Here is an 18,132-nt window from a genome sequence, read left to right as displayed (position 1 = left end):
GCTGGATCTGATTTTGTACCAGCAGGAGGTTCCGCTCAGGGGACCGTCGTGACTGGTGTTGCTAAGAGTCCTCATCATGAATCACTTCCTACGATGAACACGCTAGACGAACGACTACTGAATGCGATGGACGTGCTGCACACGCCTATCTGGATCTATGACATCCAGCATCATCACATCTATTGGGCCAACAGTGCCGCACTGGTGCTGTGGGAGGCAAGCTCCCTTGGCGAGTTGCAATCCCGCGATTTCTCGGCCGACATGGCCGCCGCCATCGATCTGCTACTGCAGCGTTATCTCGGCGATTTTCAACAGGGCCGCAGCTACAACGAGTGGTGGACCATCTCTCCGAAAGGCGTCAGGAAGCAGGTCTATTTACGCCTCTCCGGGGTCGAAATCGCCGGCCGGTTGATGATGATGACCGAGGCGGTGATCGATGCCGATACCCTCTATCAGGAGTCCTCCCTCGCCACCGGCGACACCCTGGCCTGTCTGTTTGACAACCAGGGGAACCTCGAGAGCGGCAATCACCATTTTGACACCTGCTTTGGCACGGCCATCACCGCACTGCCCCAGATCTTCTCCGGTTGCGATGAAGTGTTCTACCAACGCCTGTCCCAGCTCGACGAGGTGGTGACCGAGGGGGAGTGCCGTACCCTCAAGGGGATGCGCTGGTTCCAATACCAGTTTCGCCACATCCAGCAAGGGGCCCGGATCCTGCTCACCATGCGCGACATCACGGATCGCAAGCTCGAAGAGCTGGAGCACCGCCACCTGGCCTGGCACGATTCCCTCACCGGCCTGCTCAACCGCTATGGCCTGATGAAATCCCTTGAGGCCTACTGTGGCCTGGGGGGGCGTTTTGCGTTGGTGTTCATGGACTTGGACAACTTCAAGCTGGTCAATGACAACTACGGCCACAAGGCGGGGGATCGCCTGCTGGAGCGGGTGGCGGGTCGGCTCAAGCAGATCTGCCCACGGGATGTGGAGCTGGCGCGCCTCGGGGGCGACGAGTTCACCGCCCTGGTGCCGCTCAGCCAATCCAGCGAGCGGGCCCAGGAGGTGGCGGATCTCATGCTGTCCCAGATGAGCAAGCCGCTGCAACTGAGCGGCGTGCCCGAGGTGACCATCGGCGGCAGCATCGGCATCGCCATCTATCCGGACGACGCCGATGATGGCGACAACCTGATCACTCGCGCCGACATGGCCATGTACCAGGCCAAGCAGATGGGGCGCCTGCGCTGGCAGCGATTCACCCCCAGCATGCAGCAGAGCCTGCACCGCAAGCTGACCCTGAAACAGTTTTTGGCCAAGGCCATCGGGCGGGGGGAGTTGAGCCTCTGCTACCAGCCTCAGATCGATGTAGCACAGGGCAAGCTGATCGGCTTCGAAGCCTTGCTGCGCTGGCACAACCCCGTGCTGGGTCAGGTCTCGCCAGGGGAGTTTATTCCGCTGGCCGAAGACATGGGGCTGATCCGCGAGATAGGGGGCTGGGTGCTCTCCACCGCCTTGGCTCAGATGGGGGAGTGGCAGCGCCAATGGCAACTGCGGGTGCCGGTGTCGGTCAATCTGTCCGGTTTTCAGCTCTCCGCTGCGCTGCCGGAGCTGGTGGCGCAGCAGCTCAAGGAGTTTGGGGTCGATGCCAGTCTGCTGACCCTGGAGCTGACCGAAACCGTGCTGATGCTGGACATGAAGGGCTGCATCGAGATCCTCGACGCCCTGAGTGAACAGGGGATCAAGATTGCCATCGATGACTTCGGTACCGGCTACTCGTCGCTCGCTTACCTCAACCGGCTGCCCATCGATACCATCAAGCTGGATCGCTCCTTCGTGGTCGGTCTGAACCTGCCGGTGATCCGGGCCACCGTGGCGATGGCCACCAGTCTCGGGCTCGGTATCCTGGCCGAGGGGGTGGAGGAGGAACACGAGCTGGCGGCGCTACGTGCCCAGGGCTGTCACGTGTTCCAGGGCTTCCTGTTCAGCAAACCCATGAGGGCGGAGCAGGTGACGGCGGCGGGTTTCGGGATCCACTGCAAGATGGGTCATTACCCCTTGGTAACAGCCTGAGATCACAGTCAATAATGTGCGACATGTCCCGTTTATGAAGCGCGACATGTCAAATTAAACATAATTAATCGAATTTTTGTCTTGTATCATGGGTTTTCTTGGACGTTATCGCTAGTATGCGCGCTCATTCCTTGGTCATGGAGTATCACCATAATGAGTCAGGCTACTACCAACGAGCGCACCGTCAACCCGTCCAAGGGCTGGCTGAACCGCTTCCTCAACGGGGTCGAGAAAGCGGGCAACAAGCTGCCCGATCCCGCCATGCTCTTCCTCTACGCCCTGCTGATCGTCTGGGTCGGCTCCTGGATCCTCTCCCAATTCGCCTTTGACTTGGTCAATCCCCGCACCGGCGAGGCCGTGGTGGTCAACAACCTGTTGACCGGGGCCGGCCTTGCCGAGTTCCTCGCCAGCATGGTCACTACCTTCACCAGTTTTGCGCCCCTGGGCATCGTGCTGGTGGCCATGCTGGGGGTGGGCGTCGCCGAGCAGTCCGGCTTCATCAACACCGGCCTCAAGAAGCTGCTGAAAGTGACCCCGGCGCGTTTCCTTACCCCCATGCTCATTCTGGTGGCCATCGTCAGCCACACGGCGGCGGATGCGGGCTACGTGCTGGTCATCCCCATCGGCGGCATCATCTTCCACGCCGCCGGGCGCCATCCGCTGGCCGGGATCGCCGCGGCCTTCGCCGGGGTCTCCGGTGGCTTTGCCGCCAACTTCCTGCCCTCGGGCGGTGATGCCTTGCTGCAGGGCTTTACCCAGTCGGCGGCTCAGCTGCTCGATCCCGACTACATGGTCAACACCCTGTGCAACATCTTCTTCACCGGTGCCTCCTCCCTGCTGATCATCTGCGTGGGCTGGTTTGTCACCGAGAAGGTGGTGGAGCCGCGCCTCAAGCACATTCCTCTCAACGAGGAGCTGGAAAGCGCCGACGAGATGGGTCGCTACAGCGCGCAGGAGAGCCGGGCCTTCAACTGGGCCGGGTTTGCCATGCTGGCGGCCATAGTGCTGCTCGGGCTGGCCCTGTCACCGAGCGACTCACCGATGCGGGCGGAAGACGGTTCACTGACCACCTTCGCCGCTCCGGTGATGAAATCCATCGTGCCGCTGATCTTCTTGCTGTTCATCCTGCCTGGCATCGTCTATGGCTTCGTGGCGGGCAACTTCAAGAGCGGCAAGGACGTGATTGACGCCATGTCGGCCACCATGAACAAGATGGGCTCCTACATGGTGATGGCCTTCTTCTGCGCCCTCTTCATCAAGGCGTTCGGCGACTCCAACCTCGGCACCCTGCTGGCGCTGTCTGGCGCCGAGGTGCTGCATGCCCTGGCGCTGCCGGGGGAGGTGACCATCGTCGGGATCATCTTGCTGACCGCCAGCGTCAACCTGGTGGTGGGTTCGGCCTCTGCCAAGTGGGCGCTGATAAGCCCGATCCTGGTGCCCATGCTGATGGCGGTGGGGATCTCCCCCGAGCTGACCCAGGCCGCTTATCGGGTGGGGGATTCCGCCTCCAACATCATCACCCCGCTGATGGTGTTCTTCCCGCTGGTGGTGGTCTATTGCCAGCAGTATGTGAAGAGCACCGGCATCGGCACTCTGGTCTCCATGATGCTGCCGTACTCCCTGGCCTTCCTGGTGAGCTGGAGCCTGTTCCTGCTGCTCTACTGGGGCATGGACTTCCCCCTCGGGCTGCAAGCCCCCTATGTCTATCCTTCCCCTTAAGGGCGACGAGGGGCCTTGGGCCCCTCGCTTTTTTTGGGTAAAGTGAGGCCTTCATCCTGGAGGCATCATGAACCCGACCATCGATCTCATTCTTTCCCATCGCTCCATTCGTCAATTCACCGCGGATCCCATCACGGCCGCGCAGCTCGATCAGATCCTGAGCGCCGCCCAGTCTGCCTCCAGCTCCAGCTTCCTGCAGGCCAACAGCATCATCCGGGTCACCGACAAGGCGCTGCGCGCCACCCTGGCCGAGCTCGCCGGCCACCAGACCTATGTGGCCGAGGCGGCGGAGTTCCTGCTGTTTTGCGCCGACTATCAGCGCCACAGCCAGATAGTGCCCGATGCTCAGACCGGCTATGCGGAGCAACTCCTGATTGGCGCCATCGACGGCGCCTTGATGGCCCAGAATGCCTTGCTGGCGGCCCAGTCCCTGGGGCTCGGCGGCGTTTACATCGGCGGCATTCGCAACAACGTGGCGGCGGTGAGCGAGGCGGTTGGGCTGCCCCATCTGGTGATCCCGCTGTTTGGTCTGTGCCTCGGTCATCCCGCCCAGCAGCCCGAGCAGAAACCGCGCCTGCCGAGGGGCTTGGTGGTCCATGAGAACCGCTATCCAGAGACCCTGGACCGCGAGCTACTGGCCCAATATGACAACCAGATCCACGACTACTACCTGGCGCGCAGCGGCAACAACAAGCAACAGACCTGGAGCGCCCAGATCAAGGCCATCCTCGGCAAAGAGGCGCGCCCCTTCATGCTGGGCTTCCTGCATTCCAGGGGTTTTTGCCTCAAGTAATGGGGGCCGGGGGCGATACCCCTATGGCGGCGTGATCTGCACGGGCGGTGGTGATACGAGCTTGCGTTGTTGTGGGGCCAGGTCACACTGCGCGCTACCTTATGCGGGTAAGCTGTTGTAGGATCACGCAATTGGATTGGGACAGGAGTTTGGACACCCTATGATTTTAACCTTGATATTGCTGTCAATCGGCGCACTCCTGTTTCTGGTCATCGCCTATAACGTGGTGCAGCAATATAAGCAGAAGGCGGAAGCCGACAAGCGCCAGACCATCGCCCGTCACAAGGCCGTGGCGGACGAGACCGAAGAGGTGCTGCTGAACGTCAACCTGGTGCCCTTTTCCAAGAATATGGTGCTGCTGTTGCAGCACAGGATCCTGGATGCCTATCGCGCCATAGCACAAGTGATGCCCAGCAATCAGATCAAGCAGCGCATTATCGACGTCCAGACCCAGATCAAGAATGTGCAGGAGAACTACAGCAGCCAGGACGAGGGCCACTTCAAGACCCCGGAGTCCGACCGCCAGGCCATCCAGATGTTGCAGCTGGCCAAGAAGATGCGCGCTGTGCTGCGGGTCGAGCACAACAAGGGCAAGATCGATCCCCACGGCTTTGCCCAGGAGGATCGTCGCCTCGAGCTGATGCAGCTCAAGATCAACATCGCCAACCTGATCAAGCGGGCCATGGATGCCCAGATCCAGGGGCAGTTCGGTACCTGCCGTCAGCTCTACACCAAGGGGTTGGGGGCGCTGGTCAATATTACCGACAAGGATGCCTACCTGCTGGCGCGGGAAGAAGACATGCGCCAGGGCATGCGCCAACTGGAAGAGCATCTGCAGCAGCACAGCGAGAAAGAGCTGCAAAGCATCAAAGACAAAGAGGCGGACGAGCTGGACGTCCTGTTCCAACCCAAGAAGAAATGGTGATCATGTCTCATCCACTGGATACCGCACTGGGGCCCATGGCCCCATTTGTTTGCCAACTGCTGACCGAATTGCGTGCCTCGCTGGGGGAGTGTGACTCGCCCCAGGTGGATCACCTCTGTTACCGCGCCGCCACCTTGCCGGAATACCTCGAATTGAAGGAGGTGCTGGCGCGCCACGGCGTCTTGCTGGTGGAGGGCATGATTGGGGGCCGCCCCATCGCCACCTACCGCCTGCATCAACCGGTCTGCGCCAGCGAGGCGAGCGTGCCCTGCATCGAGCTGGCCGCCCCCAAACCGGGTCGCAGCCATCAGGCGGGGCTTGAGCACATCGAACTGGTGGTGCCCTCTCTGCACGCCCTGGTGGCGGCGCACCCGGCAGTGGCGTTCAAGACCGGCAATATCGAGGATGGGCGTAACCCGGATGTGGGGCTGATGCTGCCCTCGGGTCAGGTGAAATTCCACCTGCGACCCTTAAGCGAGGTGATCGACGAGGAGCTGCTAACCGGCGCCGTGGTGCCGGTCCCGGTGGATTATTACGACGGGCTCTGAACCCAGATGAGCGAATGCCGCAGGGGGAGAGATGCTGGATCCCCCTGCGGTAAATCAAGCTGTTAGCTGCTGGCCCATCACTAGGATGAACGACAGGAGAGGGGAATCGTGGTGCGCCCTTTCAGCTGGCCGAGCCAGACACTCAAGGCGGCGGTGACACAGAGCACCAGCTCGATGCCTAGCACCAATCCCCCAAGCCCCCCGCGCTCCCAGAAGGGATGCAGATAGAGCCCCCCCAGACTGGCCCCCAGATAGTACCCCACCAGATAGAGCGATGAGGCCAAGGCCCGGTTGTGCTCCACATGCTGGCCGACCCAGGCGCTGGCACAGGCGTGAGCGAGGAAGAAACCAAAACTCGAGATGAGCAGGCCGGTGAGGATCGCGGCGAGGGATCCTTGCAGCAGCGCCAGACTGCCGATGGCCATCAGCGAGATCCCGGCCAGCAGCAGCCGTTGGGCCCCCCAGCGCTGGGCGCAGCGCCCGCTTAAGGAGGAGGCGACGGTACCGGTGAGGTAGGTCAGAAACAGCATGCCCAACCACTGGGTCGGTAGGGAGAACGGCGCCTCGGCCAGCAGGAAGGTGAGGTAGCTGTACTGGTTCAGGAACACCATAAAATTGAGGCCGCCGATGAGGTAGGCGCCGACCAGCAGCGGATTGCTGAGGTGGCTGGCGATGGCGCGGCGCAGCTGGCCGGGGGCCGCCACCACGGCCACGAAACGGGTCTGGGCCGGCAGCAGCCAGACAACCAGCGGCAGCAAGGTCAGGCTGATGAGGCCGATGCCAAGGAAGGTGTGCTGCCAATCGCCGAACCAGCCCGCCAAGAGGCCGCCGACCACCCGTCCCGCGATGCCTCCGAGCGAGTTGGCGGCGATATAGACCCCGACCGCGGAAAGCAGGGCGCGTTTGCTGAACTCTTCCCCCATGTAGGCGATGGCGGTGGCGGGCAAGCCCGCCAGCAGCACCCCCTGCAGGATGCGCAGTGTCACCAGCTGATCAAACTGGGTCACCAGCGGAATGCACAAGGAGAGCAGGATGGCGCCGGTCAGACTCCACAGCATGATCCGGCGCCGTCCGAAGCGATCCGCTAGCCGGGCGCAGATCAGCAAGGAGGCCGCGAGTCCGGCGGTACAACCCGCCAGGGTCCAGCCGGCCGACAAGGAGCTCACGGAGAACACCTTTGCCAGCAGCGGCAACAGGGGGTGGGTCTGATAGAGATTGAGAAACACCAGGAAGGAGCCCAGGCTCAGGGCCAGGGTGGCGCGTATCCACTCGCGACTGCCTACTTCGATCATATGCGGTTGTCCTGACAGCATTTTTTGCAGAGATATCTGCGATATAACCGCAGACTAGTGCGCCGCTTGATATAAATATAATATATTTATGTTATCAGCCTGATAAACGAAATTGATATGGACCTGAAACAGCTCAGTTATTTGTTAGCGGTACGGGACGCCGGCTCTTTTACCAAGGCCGCCAACGGGCTGCACGTGGCGCAGCCCGCGGTCAGCATGGCCATCGCCAAGTTGGAGAGCCAACTCGATCTGCGCCTGTTCGATCGCCAGGATCGCAACGTGCGGCTCACCCCGGAGGGGGAGGTGCTCTGTCGCCATGCCGAGCGGCTGCTGCTGCAGATGCATCAGGCCGAGGCGGAGATGGCCGAGCTGAAAGGGTTGGAGCGAGGGGAGGTGCGCATCGGCATTCCCTACATGATGGGTTCTTACTACTTCCCCCCGATCCTGATGGCGTTCAAGCATCGCTATCCCGGCCTCAAGATCCGGGTGGAGGAGGCGGGCAGCCGGGAGCTGCTCAGCCGCATGGTGGATGGCAGCCTGGACTTGGCCATCCTGATCACCAGCGATCTGCCGCCAGGGCTTGAGGGGGCGCAGTTGCTGCGCGAAGAGATGCTGATGGTGGTGGGGGAGGAGCATCCCCTGCGCCAGGCCAGCGCCGTGACATTGCCGCAATTTTTCAGCCAGGAGCTCGCCATGTTCAGGCGCGGTTTCTATCACCGCGAGCACATGGAGGCGCTGGCGCAGGGGCTGGGGCTCGATCCCAATATCGGCTTCGAGAGCAACCTCATCCCCTTGCTCAAGGCCGTGGTGCGCCAAGGGTTCGCCGTGACCACCTTCCTGCGCATGGTGCTGGACGACGAGACGGCGCTGACCGGCGTGCCCTTCGAGCCACCCATCTTCCTCGATCTCTGCGTGGCCTGGCGCCGGGGGGATCCGCTCTCCATGGCTAACCGGGCGCTGAGGGATTTCCTGCTATCACAGGCAATCAAGGCAGCATAGCGCATTGTTAAATGCTACTTCAGCAAAACAAAACGCCTCCCGATGGGAGGCGTTTTTCAAGGGTCGAAACAGAAGACTCACGTCTTCTTGAACAGGTGATCCAGCTTGTTCGCCTTGGTGGAGAGGTAGAACTCGTTGTGAGGATTGCGCCCCTCCTGCAAGGGAACCCGCTCCGCCACCGGAATGCCGAAGCTCTCCATGGCCTTGAGTTTGCGCGGGTTGTTGGTCATCAAACGCAGGCTCTTGACCTCCAGCGCTTTGAGCATATCGGCGCAGATGGTGTAATCGCGCATGTCGGCGGCAAAGCCCAAGGCGACGTTGGCCTCGACGGTGTCGGCGCCCTGATCCTGCAGGTGATAGGCCCGGATCTTGTTGAGCAGACCGATGCCACGCCCTTCCTGGCGGACATACAACAAGACGCCACAGCCGGCCTTGGCGATGTTCTGCATGGCGGCCTGCAGCTGGAAGCCGCAGTCACAGCGCAGGCTGAACAGGGCATCCCCGGTCAGACACTCGGAGTGAATACGCCCCAACACGGGCTCGTCCGTGGTGATATCACCCATCACCAGCGCGGCGTGATCCTTGCCTGTGCCAGTCTCCTGAAAACCTACCAGCGTGAAGGTGCCCCAAGGGGTCGGCAACTTGGATTTGGCCACGAGGCTAATGCTGCTCATAGGGTTGCTCCTGACTACAGCTGCTTAAAAATGGCGGATAGTCTAGCGCGCCTTGCCCATAACAACCATAAGAACAAAACCTTGTATTGAGGAATGCTTTGCCGGATTGGTCATAAAGAGGGCGGTTGCGACGACTTCTGTGCAAATGTGCAGTTTGACAACTGCAAGGCTCCGAGCATTTGGGTATAATCGGCGCCCATTAGCCCATCCCGACAGGATGTGTGCAACCCGTTCATATGCCGAGTGCGCAGGAGAAAAATATGCTTCAAATGGCCCCCGTGATGACAATCGATGGCCCAAGCGGTGCCGGTAAAGGCACCCTGTGCCAACTGCTGGCCGAGAAGCTGGGTTGGCACCTGCTCGATTCCGGCGCCATCTACCGGGTACTGGCCCTGGCCGCCCTGCATCACGATGTGGAGCTCGATGCCGAAGCCGCCCTGGTGCCTTTGGCCGCCAATCTGGATGTGCAATTCCAGGTCGAAGGCGAGCAAGTCAAGGTGGTGCTGGAAGGGGAAGATGTCTCCCGCACCATCCGCTCCCAGGAAGTGAGCGACGCCGCCAGCAAGATTGCCGTCTTCCCCCGGGTGCGTGAAGCCTTGCTGCGCCGCCAACGCGCTTTTCGCCAGTTGCCAGGTCTCATCGCCGACGGTCGCGACATGGGCACCGTGGTTTTCCCTGAGGCCGAAGTGAAGATTTTCCTCGACGCCAGCGCCGAGGAGCGGGCACAGCGCCGCTATAAGCAGTTGCAAGATAAGGGCTTTGATGTTAACTTTGAGCGTCTTTTAACCGAGATTCGGGAACGTGACGATCGCGACAGAAATCGCGCCGTAGCCCCCCTGAAACCCGCAGAAGATGCTCTTGTGGTAGACTCAACGTCTATGACCATAGACGAAGTGCTGGTAACGGTACTTGCCTATGCAGAGCAACAACTTGGTGATGTCAGCACCAGCTGACATCAGTCGTCTGCACTATGGATGGCGCAGATAATTTCAAACAACCCCGCTTGTGCCGGATTGCGAGTGGATGTTTCATTTGTGACACAAACAATGATCGAATCTTTTGCTCAACTCTTTGAAGAGTCCCTGAACGCCGTTGAAACCCGTCAAGGTTCCATCGTCAAGGGTACCGTCGTTGCTATCGAGAACGGTTTTGTACTGGTTGATGCCGGTCTGAAATCCGAGTCTGCCATTCCTGCTGAAGAATTCAAGAACGCCCTGGGCGAACTGGAAATCAACGTAGGCGACACCGTTGACGTGGCTCTGGACTCTATCGAAGATGGTTTCGGCGAAACCAAGCTGTCCCGCGAAAAAGCCAAGCGCCACGAAGCCTGGCTGCAGCTTGAGAAGGCATACGAAGAGCAAGCTACCGTTATCGGTATCATCAACGGCAAGGTCAAGGGTGGTTTCACCGTTGAACTGAACGGCATCCGTGCCTTCCTGCCGGGTTCTCTGGTTGACGTGCGTCCGATCCGTGACACCGCTCACCTGGAAAACAAAGAACTCGAGTTCAAAGTCATCAAGCTGGACCAGAAGCGCAACAACGTTGTTGTTTCCCGTCGTGCCGTGATCGAAACCGAGAACACCTCCGAGCGCGAAAGCCTGCTGGCCAACCTGCAAGAAGGTCAAGAAGTTAAGGGTATCGTTAAGAACCTGACCGACTACGGTGCATTCGTAGATCTGGGCGGTGTTGACGGCCTGCTGCACATCACCGACATGGCGTGGAAGCGCGTTAAGCATCCTTCCGAAATCGTCAACGTTGGCGACGAGATCGCTGTCAAGGTTCTGAAGTTCGACCGCGAGCGTACCCGTGTATCCCTGGGTCTGAAGCAGCTGGGCGAAGATCCCTGGGTTGCTATCGCCAAGCGTTACCCGGAGACCACCCGTCTGTCTGGCCGCGTGACCAACCTGACCGACTACGGCTGCTTCGTTGAAATCGAAGAAGGCGTTGAAGGCCTGGTACACGTATCCGAGATGGATTGGACCAACAAGAACATCCACCCGTCCAAGGTTGTTAACGTTGGCGACGTGGTTGACGTGATGGTTCTGGACATCGACGAAGAACGTCGTCGTATCTCCCTGGGTCTGAAGCAGTGCAAATCCAACCCGTGGCAGCTGTTTGCCGAAACTCACGCCAAGGGCGACCGTGTTTCCGGTAAAATCAAGTCTATCACTGACTTTGGTATCTTCATCGGTCTGGACGGCGGCATCGACGGCCTGGTTCACCTGTCTGACATCTCCTGGAACAACCAGGGCGAAGAAGCAGTACGTGAATTCAAGAAAGGCGACGAGATCGAAGCCGTTGTTCTGCAAGTGGACCCGGAGCGCGAGCGCATCTCCCTGGGTGTCAAGCAGATCGAAGAAGACCCGTTCAACAAGTACCTGTCTGATAACAAGAAAGGTGCTATCGTGAAGGGTAAGGTTACCGAGGTTGATGCCAAGGGTGCCGTGATCGAACTGGCTGACGGTGTTGAAGGCTACCTGCGTGCCTCCGATGCTGCTCGTGACCGTGTAGAAGACGCGACTCTGGTTCTGTCTGTTGGTGACGAAGTTGAAGCTAAATTCATGGGCGTTGATCGTAAGAACCGCACCGTAAGCCTGTCTGTCCGTGCTAAGGACGAAGCTGACGAGCGTGTTGCTATCGATAGCCTGAACCAACAAGAAGAAGTTGTGTTCAGCAATGCTATGATGGAAGCGTTCAAAGCCGCCAAGGGTGAGTAATCCTTGATGCAAGAAAAGGGCGGCTTTACGCCGCCCTTTTTTATCTTGGCACAATGAATATTGCATGTGATCGGGGAAGGAGATTTAACCTTATGACCAAATCAGATCTCATCGAACAATTGGCTGCCAGCCGCATGCATATGCCGGCCAAAGATGTCGAAGCCGCCATCAAGGAGATCCTTGAGCAGATGGCGTCGACCTTGCAAAACGGCGACCGGATTGAAATCCGAGGATTTGGAAGTTTTTCACTGCACTATCGTGCTCCCCGTGTGGGTCGCAATCCCAAGACCGGGGACAAGGTTGAACTGACCGGGAAATATGTCCCGCATTTCAAGCCTGGGAAAGAGTTACGCGAACGCGTGAACATCATCGAATAATGCAGAAAACGGCATACCTGGGTATGCCTTTTTTATTTTTGTGATATTGGTTACGCCAATTGTCTGGTTTCTCGAAGTCTTTTCCCATTCGCTCTAGAGTCTGCCGGTGATTTTAAGGATAATCAGTCTCTCATTAGCTACAGACAGGGAGCTCCTATGAAGCGTATCTTGGCCCTCATCCCATTGGTGCTGGTGTTTGTACTGACCCTTGCCGTCGGTTCACAAAACGGGCAGCTGGTACAGTTCAATTATCTGATAGCCCAGGGCGAATTCTCGCTCTCCATGTTGCTGGGATTCTTCTTCGCCGGTGGCTTCTTGCTAGGCTGGCTGGTATTCGGTCTGCTCTTCCTGCGCCTCAAACTGCAAAATCGAACCCTCAATCGCACCATGCGTCGTCAATCCCGCGAATTGGAGCTGGCCAGGACGGCAGCCAAGGAATAATGTCCCTCGATGCTTGAACTGCTTTTCCTGCTGTTACCGATTGCCGCTGGTTATGGCTGGTACATGGGGCGCAGGAGTGTTCGCCAGGACACCCAGCAACAGAGTAACCAGTTTTCCCGCCAGTATGTGGCGGGCCTCAACTATTTGCTGTCTGACGAGTCTGACAAGGCGGTGGATCTCTTCATCCAGTTGCTGGAAGTCGACAGCGAAACCATCGAAACCCACCTCTCTCTCGGCAACCTGTTTCGCCAGCGCGGCGAAGTCGATCGTGCCATCAAGATCCACCAGAATCTGGTCGCTCGCCAACTGACCAGAGAGCAACGGCAACTGGCGCTGCAGGAGCTGGCCCGCGACTTCCTCGCCGCCGGCCTGCTGGACAGGGCCGAGGCTATCTGGAATGAGCTGTGCGAGGACAGCGATTTTGAAGAGACGGCGCTGGCACAGCTGTTGATCATCCATCAGCAATTGCGCGACTGGGACAAGGCCATTGACGCCGCGGTCCGGCTGCAGAAATTCCAGGGCAAGAAGCTGGCCGAGCCCATCTCTCACTTCTATTGCGAGCAGGCAGAGAGTGCGCTGCGTGACGGCGACAAGCCGGCGGGGCGCGCCAAGCTGAAACGGGCACTCGGCGTCAATGCCGCCTGTGCTCGCGCCAGCTTGCGGCTAGGGGATCTCGCGATGGAGGAGGGCAAATTTGAAGACGCCAGCAAGGAGCTGTTGCGGGTGTTCGAACAGGACATGGATTTTGCCTCCGAGGCCATGCCTAAGTTGCTCAGCTGCTACCAACAGATGGGGCGTAGTCAGGAGTTAATTCCGTTGCTGGAGAAAGCAGTGGAAGATCATGCTGGTGTCAGCGTGACGCTGGCCCTGGCCAACCTGGTGGAGGCCCGCGATGGCCTGAGTCAGGCTCGCGCCCTGGTGCTGCGTCAGCTGCGCCGCCACCCTTCCATGAAGGGTTTCTATCAGCTGGTTGGCTTCCAGCTGGCCAGCGCCGAAGAGGGGCCCGCCAAGGAGAGCCTGGAGCTGCTGCAGCAGTTGGTGGGTGAGCAGATCAAGATCAAGTCGACCCACAAGTGCCGCCAGTGTGGCTTTGCCACCCATTCCTTGTTCTGGCAATGCCCCTCTTGCCGGCAGTGGGGCTCCATCAAGCCAATTCGCGGCTTGGATGGCGAATAAAACATCCCATCAGCAATGCAATGTCAGCAGCCAAGCGACCAGACTCACCGGCAGGCTGAGCCAGGCCCTGGCTGCAAAATAACCACCCATAGGACGTGAAATGCTAGATCCCAAAGTACTGGTTGCGCTGGATTACCAGCACGAGGCCGATGCCTTCGCCTTCATTGAACAGATCTCTCCGGCCCAGTGCCGCCTCAAGGTCGGCAAGGAGATGTTTACCCTGTTTGGCCCCCAGTTTGTGCGTCAGCTGGTCGCCAAAGGGTTCGATGTCTTCCTGGATCTGAAGTTTCACGACATTCCCAACACGGTTGCCAAGGCGGTCGCGGCCAGCGCCGAGCTCGGGGTCTGGATGGTGAACGTGCACGCCAGCGGCGGCGAGCGCATGATGCGGGCCGCCAAAGAGGCGCTCGTACCCTACGGTGACAAGGCCCCCTTGCTGATCGCCGTGACGGTGTTGACCAGCATGGAGCAGTCCGACATGGCGCCGCTGGGGCTCAGCGTCGGCCCGGCCGAGCAGGTGATCCGGCTGGCAACGCTGACGAAAGAGGCAGGGCTGGACGGGGTGGTTTGCTCCGCCGAAGAGGCTCACCAATTGAAAACTTTGCTCGGCGCCGAGTTCAAGCTGGTGACGCCGGGTATTCGCCCGACCGGATCGGCCGCCGGGGATCAGCGCCGGGTCATGACGCCACGGGCGGCAGTGGAGGCGGGGGCCGATTACCTGGTGATAGGGCGTCCCATCACCCAGGCTGCCGATCCGGCCGCCATGCTGGCCGGGATCAACGCCGAGCTGAGTTGATAAGGCGCGCAACCCTCAACAAAAACAGGCCGGATTATCAATCCGGCCTGTTTTTTTGAATATCAGCCAAACATGGTATTCATTGGCCGCAATGGGATTTGGCTGAGAGAGGGCTCAGGATTTGGCGCTCTGAGTCTCGAAGCTTAAGGGGAGCAGGGCGAGCAAGAGACCGGCACCCGAGCCAATTAGATGGGATTCTATGTGGACCCGTGCACCGATCAGCGCAGCCACCGGACTCTCACCTGCGCTGTAAAAGTCCAGCCCAAGCTTGATGGCCACCCCCAGCAGCATCAGCCAGCCAGAATGACGGCGATGACGGATGTCCTGCACCGCGCCCCACACGAACAGGCCGTGCAAGGCACCGGACAGCCCCATGTACCACTGAGTCTGTGGGCACCACCACCAGATGCCCAGACCGACCGCGCTGCACAGCAGCAACAGCAGCACCGGCAGGCGCCAGCCAGTCAGATATTCGCGAAACAGGCTGTAGAGCACGGCCAGGCCACTCAGGTTGAGCAGCAGGTGCCATCCATTGGTGTGGGCCAGATTGCCTGTTATGATGCGCCACCCTTCGCCTTGGGCGATCAGCGGGCGATCGAAGGAGATTAGGTGATTTGGCACGGTGATGAAGAGCAAGGCAGTGACGAGCGAAAACGTGATGACCCAGAGCAAACCCGATTTTTCTGACAGCATGAAACAGCCCAACGACAAAGAGAGCCGCTACTGTACACGTTGCACCCGAGCCCTCAAAGCCTGTCTGTGTGATTCTATTCGGCGGGTCTCCCATCTTGCCCCGCTGCATATCCTGCAGCACCCAAGCGAAGTCGCGCACCCCAAGGGGACGGCCGTCCTGCTGGCCGAGTCCCTGACGCAGGCCAGCCTCCATGTGGGGGAGAACTTCGCCGAGGCCCACTGGCTCAATGTTCTGCTCGGGGATCCCAAGGTGCAATGCTACCTGCTGTGGCCAGATGAGCACGCCTTGAGCCTTGCCGAGGTGCACGAGCGTACCCGCTTGGCCGGCGAGCCCCATCAGGTGCACTTTATTCTGCTCGATGGCACTTGGCGCAAGGCGTATCGCATGTTGCACAGCAACCCCGCCCTGCTGCGGCTGCCGAGGATCAAGCTCGGCGCCATCCCGGGCCAATATTCCATGCGCAAGAAGCCGTTTCCCGAGGCGCTGTCGACCCTGGAGGCAGGCTACCATCTGTTATCCCAGTGGGAGGGCGATGGAGATCGCTTCGCCCCGCTGATGCAGCTTTTTACCCATTTGAACCAGCAGTGGCATGACTTTGCCCAAGGTCGCCGCGCTTGAATCGACATACAGGAGTGATAAACGTGAAAAAAGCCGTCGTGGTTTTCAGTGGTGGTCAAGACAGCACCACCTGCCTGGTGCAGGCACTGGCGCAGTATGACGAAGTACACGCCATCACCTTCGATTACGGTCAGCGTCATCGGGAAGAGATAGACACCGCGCGTCGCCTAGCCAAATCATTTGGCATTGCCGCCCACAAGGTGATGGATGTGACTATGCTGGGGGAGCTGGCGGTCTCGGCCCTGACCCGCGACGAGATCCTGGTCAGCGGTGAGCTGCAGGACAACGGTCTGCCCAACACCTTCGTGCCGGGTCGCAACATCCTGTTCCTGACCCTGGCCTCCATCTACGCCTATCAGGTCGGTGCCGAGACGGTGATCACCGGGGTATGCGAGACCGACTTCTCCGGCTACCCGGATTGCCGCGACGAGTTTGTGAAAGCCCTCAATCAGGCGGTTGCTTTGGGGCTGGATCGCGGCATCCGCTTCGAGACGCCGCTGATGTGGCTGGACAAGGCCGAGACCTGGGCACTGGCGGATCACTATGGTCAGCTCGACACCGTGCGCCAGCAGACGCTCACTTGCTATAACGGCATCCAGGGCGATGGCTGCGGTACTTGCCCCGCCTGCGAGCTGCGCAGTCGCGGCCTGAACCACTACCTGGCCGACCGGGTTGGTGTCATGGCTCGGCTGCACGAGAAAACCGGGCTGGGTGAGAAAAGCGGATCGTGATCCTGCGTCTTCTCCCTGTTTGGGGTATAATCCGCGCCTTTTGCAACAAGTCGTGACCAGCATGCACTACCCAATCAACGAGATCTTCCAGACCATCCAGGGGGAGGGCGTCTTCACCGGCGTGCCCGCCATCTTCGTTCGCCTGCAGGGCTGCCCTGTGGGCTGCCCCTGGTGCGACACTCGCCATACCTGGGTGGTGGATCCCGCGCGTGAGGTAGCGCCTCGTGAGGTGCTGGACAGCTCCAACGAATCCGATGGCTGGAGCAAGATGAGCAAGGATGACATCCTGGCCAGCTTCGAGACTCTGGGCTACAAGGCGCGCCACGTGGTGCTGACCGGCGGTGAGCCCTGTCTCTATGATCTGTCCGAGCTCTCGGCGGCCTTGCTGGCCGCGGGCTATCAGGTGCAGATCGAAACCAGCGGCACTAGTGAAATCAAGACTCACGACAGCACCTGGGTCACCGTCTCCCCCAAGATTGGGATGAAGGGCGGCATGCCGGTGCTGGTGTCGGCGCTGGAGCGCGCCAACGAGATCAAGCACCCGGTGGCCACCGAGCGTCATATTGAGGAGCTCGATGCGCTGCTGGCGACGGCCAGCTTGCGCAGCGACGTGGTCATTGCGCTGCAGCCAATCAGCCAGAAGCCGCGGGCCACCGAGCTCGCCATGGCGACCTGTATCGCCCGCAATTGGCGGCTCTCCATCCAGACCCATAAATACCTGAATATCGATTAATATGGATAATTTATCCGATGAGCGGGTATTACTTACCCTGGCCAGCAAGATGCCTTACGGTAAATATCAGGGGCGGCGCATCATCGATATTCCAGAGCCCTATCTGGTGTGGATGGCGCGAACCGGTTTTCCGGCAGGGGCACTCGGTCAGTCATTGGCGTTGGCGTATGAGATAAAACTCAATGGGCTGGAGTCCATGATTATTCCCATCATTAACAGGATGTCAGTATGAGAATATATACCCGGCAAGGCGACAAGGGACTCACCCGTTTGGCAGATGGTGCCCAGCTTGCCAAAGATGATATGCGGGTCGAGACCTATGGCGCCGTGGATGAATTGAATTCCCAGATAGGTCTGCTTATTGCCGAAATACCCGAGCAGGAAGCCGGTTTATTGGCCGAGCTGATACAGTTGCAGCAGGAGTTGTTTGACTTGGGGGGGGAGCTGGCATTTTCCAGCGCCGCCCAAAATGCGGCCCTGTGGCAAGTCAATGAAGGCTGGACGGCGCGACTCGAACAACAAATAGATACCTATAGCGCCCAGTTGCCGGTATTGCGCAATTTCATTTTGCCGAGCGGATCCCGGGCAGCGGCGCAGGCCCATGTGGTGCGTACCCTGACTCGCCGCTGTGAGCGCCTGCTGCTGGGGTTGAGCCGTATCGAGCAGGTCAATCCGGCTATCCTGCCTTATTTGAACCGGCTGAGTGACTGGTTCTTCACGGTGGCCAGGTACCTGCTGGCCTGCACCCATACCCCTGAGGTACTCTGGGTCAAGGCCGCCGATCGGGGCTAAGTGCCCAGCCGGGTTGCGCCGTAATTTGCGGCAATAAAAA

Annotated in this window: 20 protein-coding genes; 17 read left to right on the top strand and 3 right to left on the bottom strand. The window is 59.6% G+C overall.

Translation table 11 applies throughout. The features are described 5' to 3' along the window. Positions 1 to 126: 126 nt before the first annotated feature. From BN1137_RS17495 to BN1137_RS17475, 5 genes are all read left to right on the top strand, one after another. Positions 127 to 2,067: a putative bifunctional diguanylate cyclase/phosphodiesterase gene (locus BN1137_RS17495; protein ID WP_050719818.1), complete on the top strand. Its 1,941-nt coding sequence runs from the start codon at positions 127 to 129 to the stop codon at positions 2,065 to 2,067. 153 nt (positions 2,068 to 2,220) lie between these two features. Next, a complete protein-coding gene (locus BN1137_RS17490) occupies positions 2,221 to 3,786 on the top strand; it encodes an AbgT family transporter (RefSeq protein WP_050719817.1) in 1,566 nt (521 codons plus the stop codon). Between the two features lie 67 nt (positions 3,787 to 3,853). Then, positions 3,854 to 4,579, top strand: a complete 726-nt coding sequence (gene nfsA / locus BN1137_RS17485) for an oxygen-insensitive NADPH nitroreductase (RefSeq protein WP_050719816.1) — start codon at positions 3,854 to 3,856, stop codon at positions 4,577 to 4,579. A 160-nt stretch (positions 4,580 to 4,739) separates the two neighbouring features. Continuing rightward, entirely contained in the window at positions 4,740 to 5,504 is a 765-nt protein-coding gene (locus BN1137_RS17480; RefSeq protein WP_050719815.1) for a hypothetical protein, read from the top strand. Beyond that, complete coding sequence (locus BN1137_RS17475) at positions 5,498 to 6,052, top strand: VOC family protein (RefSeq protein ID WP_050719814.1); 555 nt, start codon at positions 5,498 to 5,500, stop codon at positions 6,050 to 6,052. The genes BN1137_RS17480 and BN1137_RS17475 overlap by 7 nt, the downstream gene beginning before the upstream one ends. An 80-nt stretch (positions 6,053 to 6,132) precedes the next feature. Here the strand turns inward: BN1137_RS17475 and BN1137_RS17470 are convergent, their stop codons facing one another. After that, positions 6,133 to 7,344, bottom strand: a complete 1,212-nt coding sequence (locus BN1137_RS17470) for an MFS transporter (RefSeq protein ID WP_050719813.1) — start codon at positions 7,342 to 7,344, stop codon at positions 6,133 to 6,135. Between the two features lie 117 nt (positions 7,345 to 7,461). Between BN1137_RS17470 and BN1137_RS17465 the strand changes: the two genes are divergently transcribed. Then, positions 7,462 to 8,343, top strand: a complete 882-nt coding sequence (locus tag BN1137_RS17465; protein ID WP_050719812.1) for a LysR family transcriptional regulator — start codon at positions 7,462 to 7,464, stop codon at positions 8,341 to 8,343. Between the two features lie 77 nt (positions 8,344 to 8,420). On the opposite strand, the gene ribA is transcribed toward BN1137_RS17465, so the two are convergent. After that, on the bottom strand, positions 8,421 to 9,017 hold the full coding sequence (ribA, locus tag BN1137_RS17460) for a GTP cyclohydrolase II (protein WP_050719811.1): 597 nt from the start codon (positions 9,015 to 9,017) through the stop codon (positions 8,421 to 8,423). Between the two features lie 260 nt (positions 9,018 to 9,277). Between ribA and cmk the strand changes: the two genes are divergently transcribed. From cmk to pyrF, 6 genes are all read left to right on the top strand, one after another. After that, positions 9,278 to 9,970, top strand: coding sequence for a (d)CMP kinase (gene cmk, locus BN1137_RS17455; protein ID WP_050719810.1), 693 nt, complete (start codon positions 9,278 to 9,280; stop codon positions 9,968 to 9,970). A 93-nt stretch (positions 9,971 to 10,063) separates the two neighbouring features. Next, positions 10,064 to 11,734, top strand: coding sequence for a 30S ribosomal protein S1 (rpsA, locus tag BN1137_RS17450; RefSeq protein ID WP_005327816.1), 1,671 nt, complete (start codon positions 10,064 to 10,066; stop codon positions 11,732 to 11,734). 92 nt (positions 11,735 to 11,826) lie between these two features. Continuing rightward, a complete protein-coding gene (gene ihfB, locus BN1137_RS17445; RefSeq protein ID WP_005299934.1) occupies positions 11,827 to 12,111 on the top strand; it encodes an integration host factor subunit beta in 285 nt (94 codons plus the stop codon). Positions 12,112 to 12,267: 156 nt separating this feature from the next. Then, entirely contained in the window at positions 12,268 to 12,552 is a 285-nt protein-coding gene (locus BN1137_RS17440; RefSeq protein ID WP_050719809.1) for a LapA family protein, read from the top strand. Between the two features lie 9 nt (positions 12,553 to 12,561). Next, complete coding sequence (gene lapB, locus BN1137_RS17435; protein WP_050719808.1) at positions 12,562 to 13,728, top strand: lipopolysaccharide assembly protein LapB; 1,167 nt, start codon at positions 12,562 to 12,564, stop codon at positions 13,726 to 13,728. Positions 13,729 to 13,828: 100 nt separating this feature from the next. Continuing rightward, positions 13,829 to 14,524 carry an orotidine-5'-phosphate decarboxylase gene (pyrF, locus tag BN1137_RS17430; RefSeq protein WP_050719807.1) on the top strand — a complete coding sequence of 232 codons (696 nt, stop codon included), beginning with the start codon at positions 13,829 to 13,831 and terminating at the stop codon, positions 14,522 to 14,524. A 114-nt stretch (positions 14,525 to 14,638) separates the two neighbouring features. Here the strand turns inward: pyrF and rrtA are convergent, their stop codons facing one another. Beyond that, on the bottom strand, positions 14,639 to 15,217 hold the full coding sequence (gene rrtA, locus BN1137_RS17425) for a rhombosortase (RefSeq protein WP_332309863.1): 579 nt from the start codon (positions 15,215 to 15,217) through the stop codon (positions 14,639 to 14,641). On the opposite strand from rrtA, the gene BN1137_RS17420 reads away from it, so the two are divergent. From BN1137_RS17420 to BN1137_RS17400, 5 genes are all read left to right on the top strand, one after another. Next, on the top strand, positions 15,183 to 15,836 hold the full coding sequence (locus BN1137_RS17420; RefSeq protein ID WP_198150664.1) for a tRNA-uridine aminocarboxypropyltransferase: 654 nt from the start codon (positions 15,183 to 15,185) through the stop codon (positions 15,834 to 15,836). The two genes, rrtA and BN1137_RS17420, sit on opposite strands and share 35 nt — an antisense overlap. 23 nt (positions 15,837 to 15,859) lie before the next feature. Then, positions 15,860 to 16,567, top strand: a complete 708-nt coding sequence (gene queC, locus BN1137_RS17415) for a 7-cyano-7-deazaguanine synthase QueC (protein ID WP_050719805.1) — start codon at positions 15,860 to 15,862, stop codon at positions 16,565 to 16,567. Between the two features lie 61 nt (positions 16,568 to 16,628). Then, on the top strand, positions 16,629 to 17,300 hold the full coding sequence (gene queE, locus BN1137_RS17410) for a 7-carboxy-7-deazaguanine synthase QueE (RefSeq protein ID WP_050719804.1): 672 nt from the start codon (positions 16,629 to 16,631) through the stop codon (positions 17,298 to 17,300). A 1-nt stretch (position 17,301) separates the two neighbouring features. Next, positions 17,302 to 17,532, top strand: a complete 231-nt coding sequence (locus BN1137_RS17405) for a DUF3820 family protein (RefSeq protein WP_050719803.1) — start codon at positions 17,302 to 17,304, stop codon at positions 17,530 to 17,532. Further along, positions 17,529 to 18,092, top strand: a complete 564-nt coding sequence (locus BN1137_RS17400; protein ID WP_050719802.1) for a cob(I)yrinic acid a,c-diamide adenosyltransferase — start codon at positions 17,529 to 17,531, stop codon at positions 18,090 to 18,092. Before BN1137_RS17405 ends, BN1137_RS17400 begins: the two co-directional genes overlap by 4 nt. Positions 18,093 to 18,132 lie beyond the last annotated feature (40 nt).

This window comes from Aeromonas tecta (assembly GCF_000820185.1).
Classification (GTDB): Bacteria; Pseudomonadota; Gammaproteobacteria; order Enterobacterales; family Aeromonadaceae; genus Aeromonas; species Aeromonas tecta.
The sequence above is the reverse complement of the archived record's forward strand: the minus strand, read 5'-3'. Positions and strand labels throughout refer to the sequence as shown.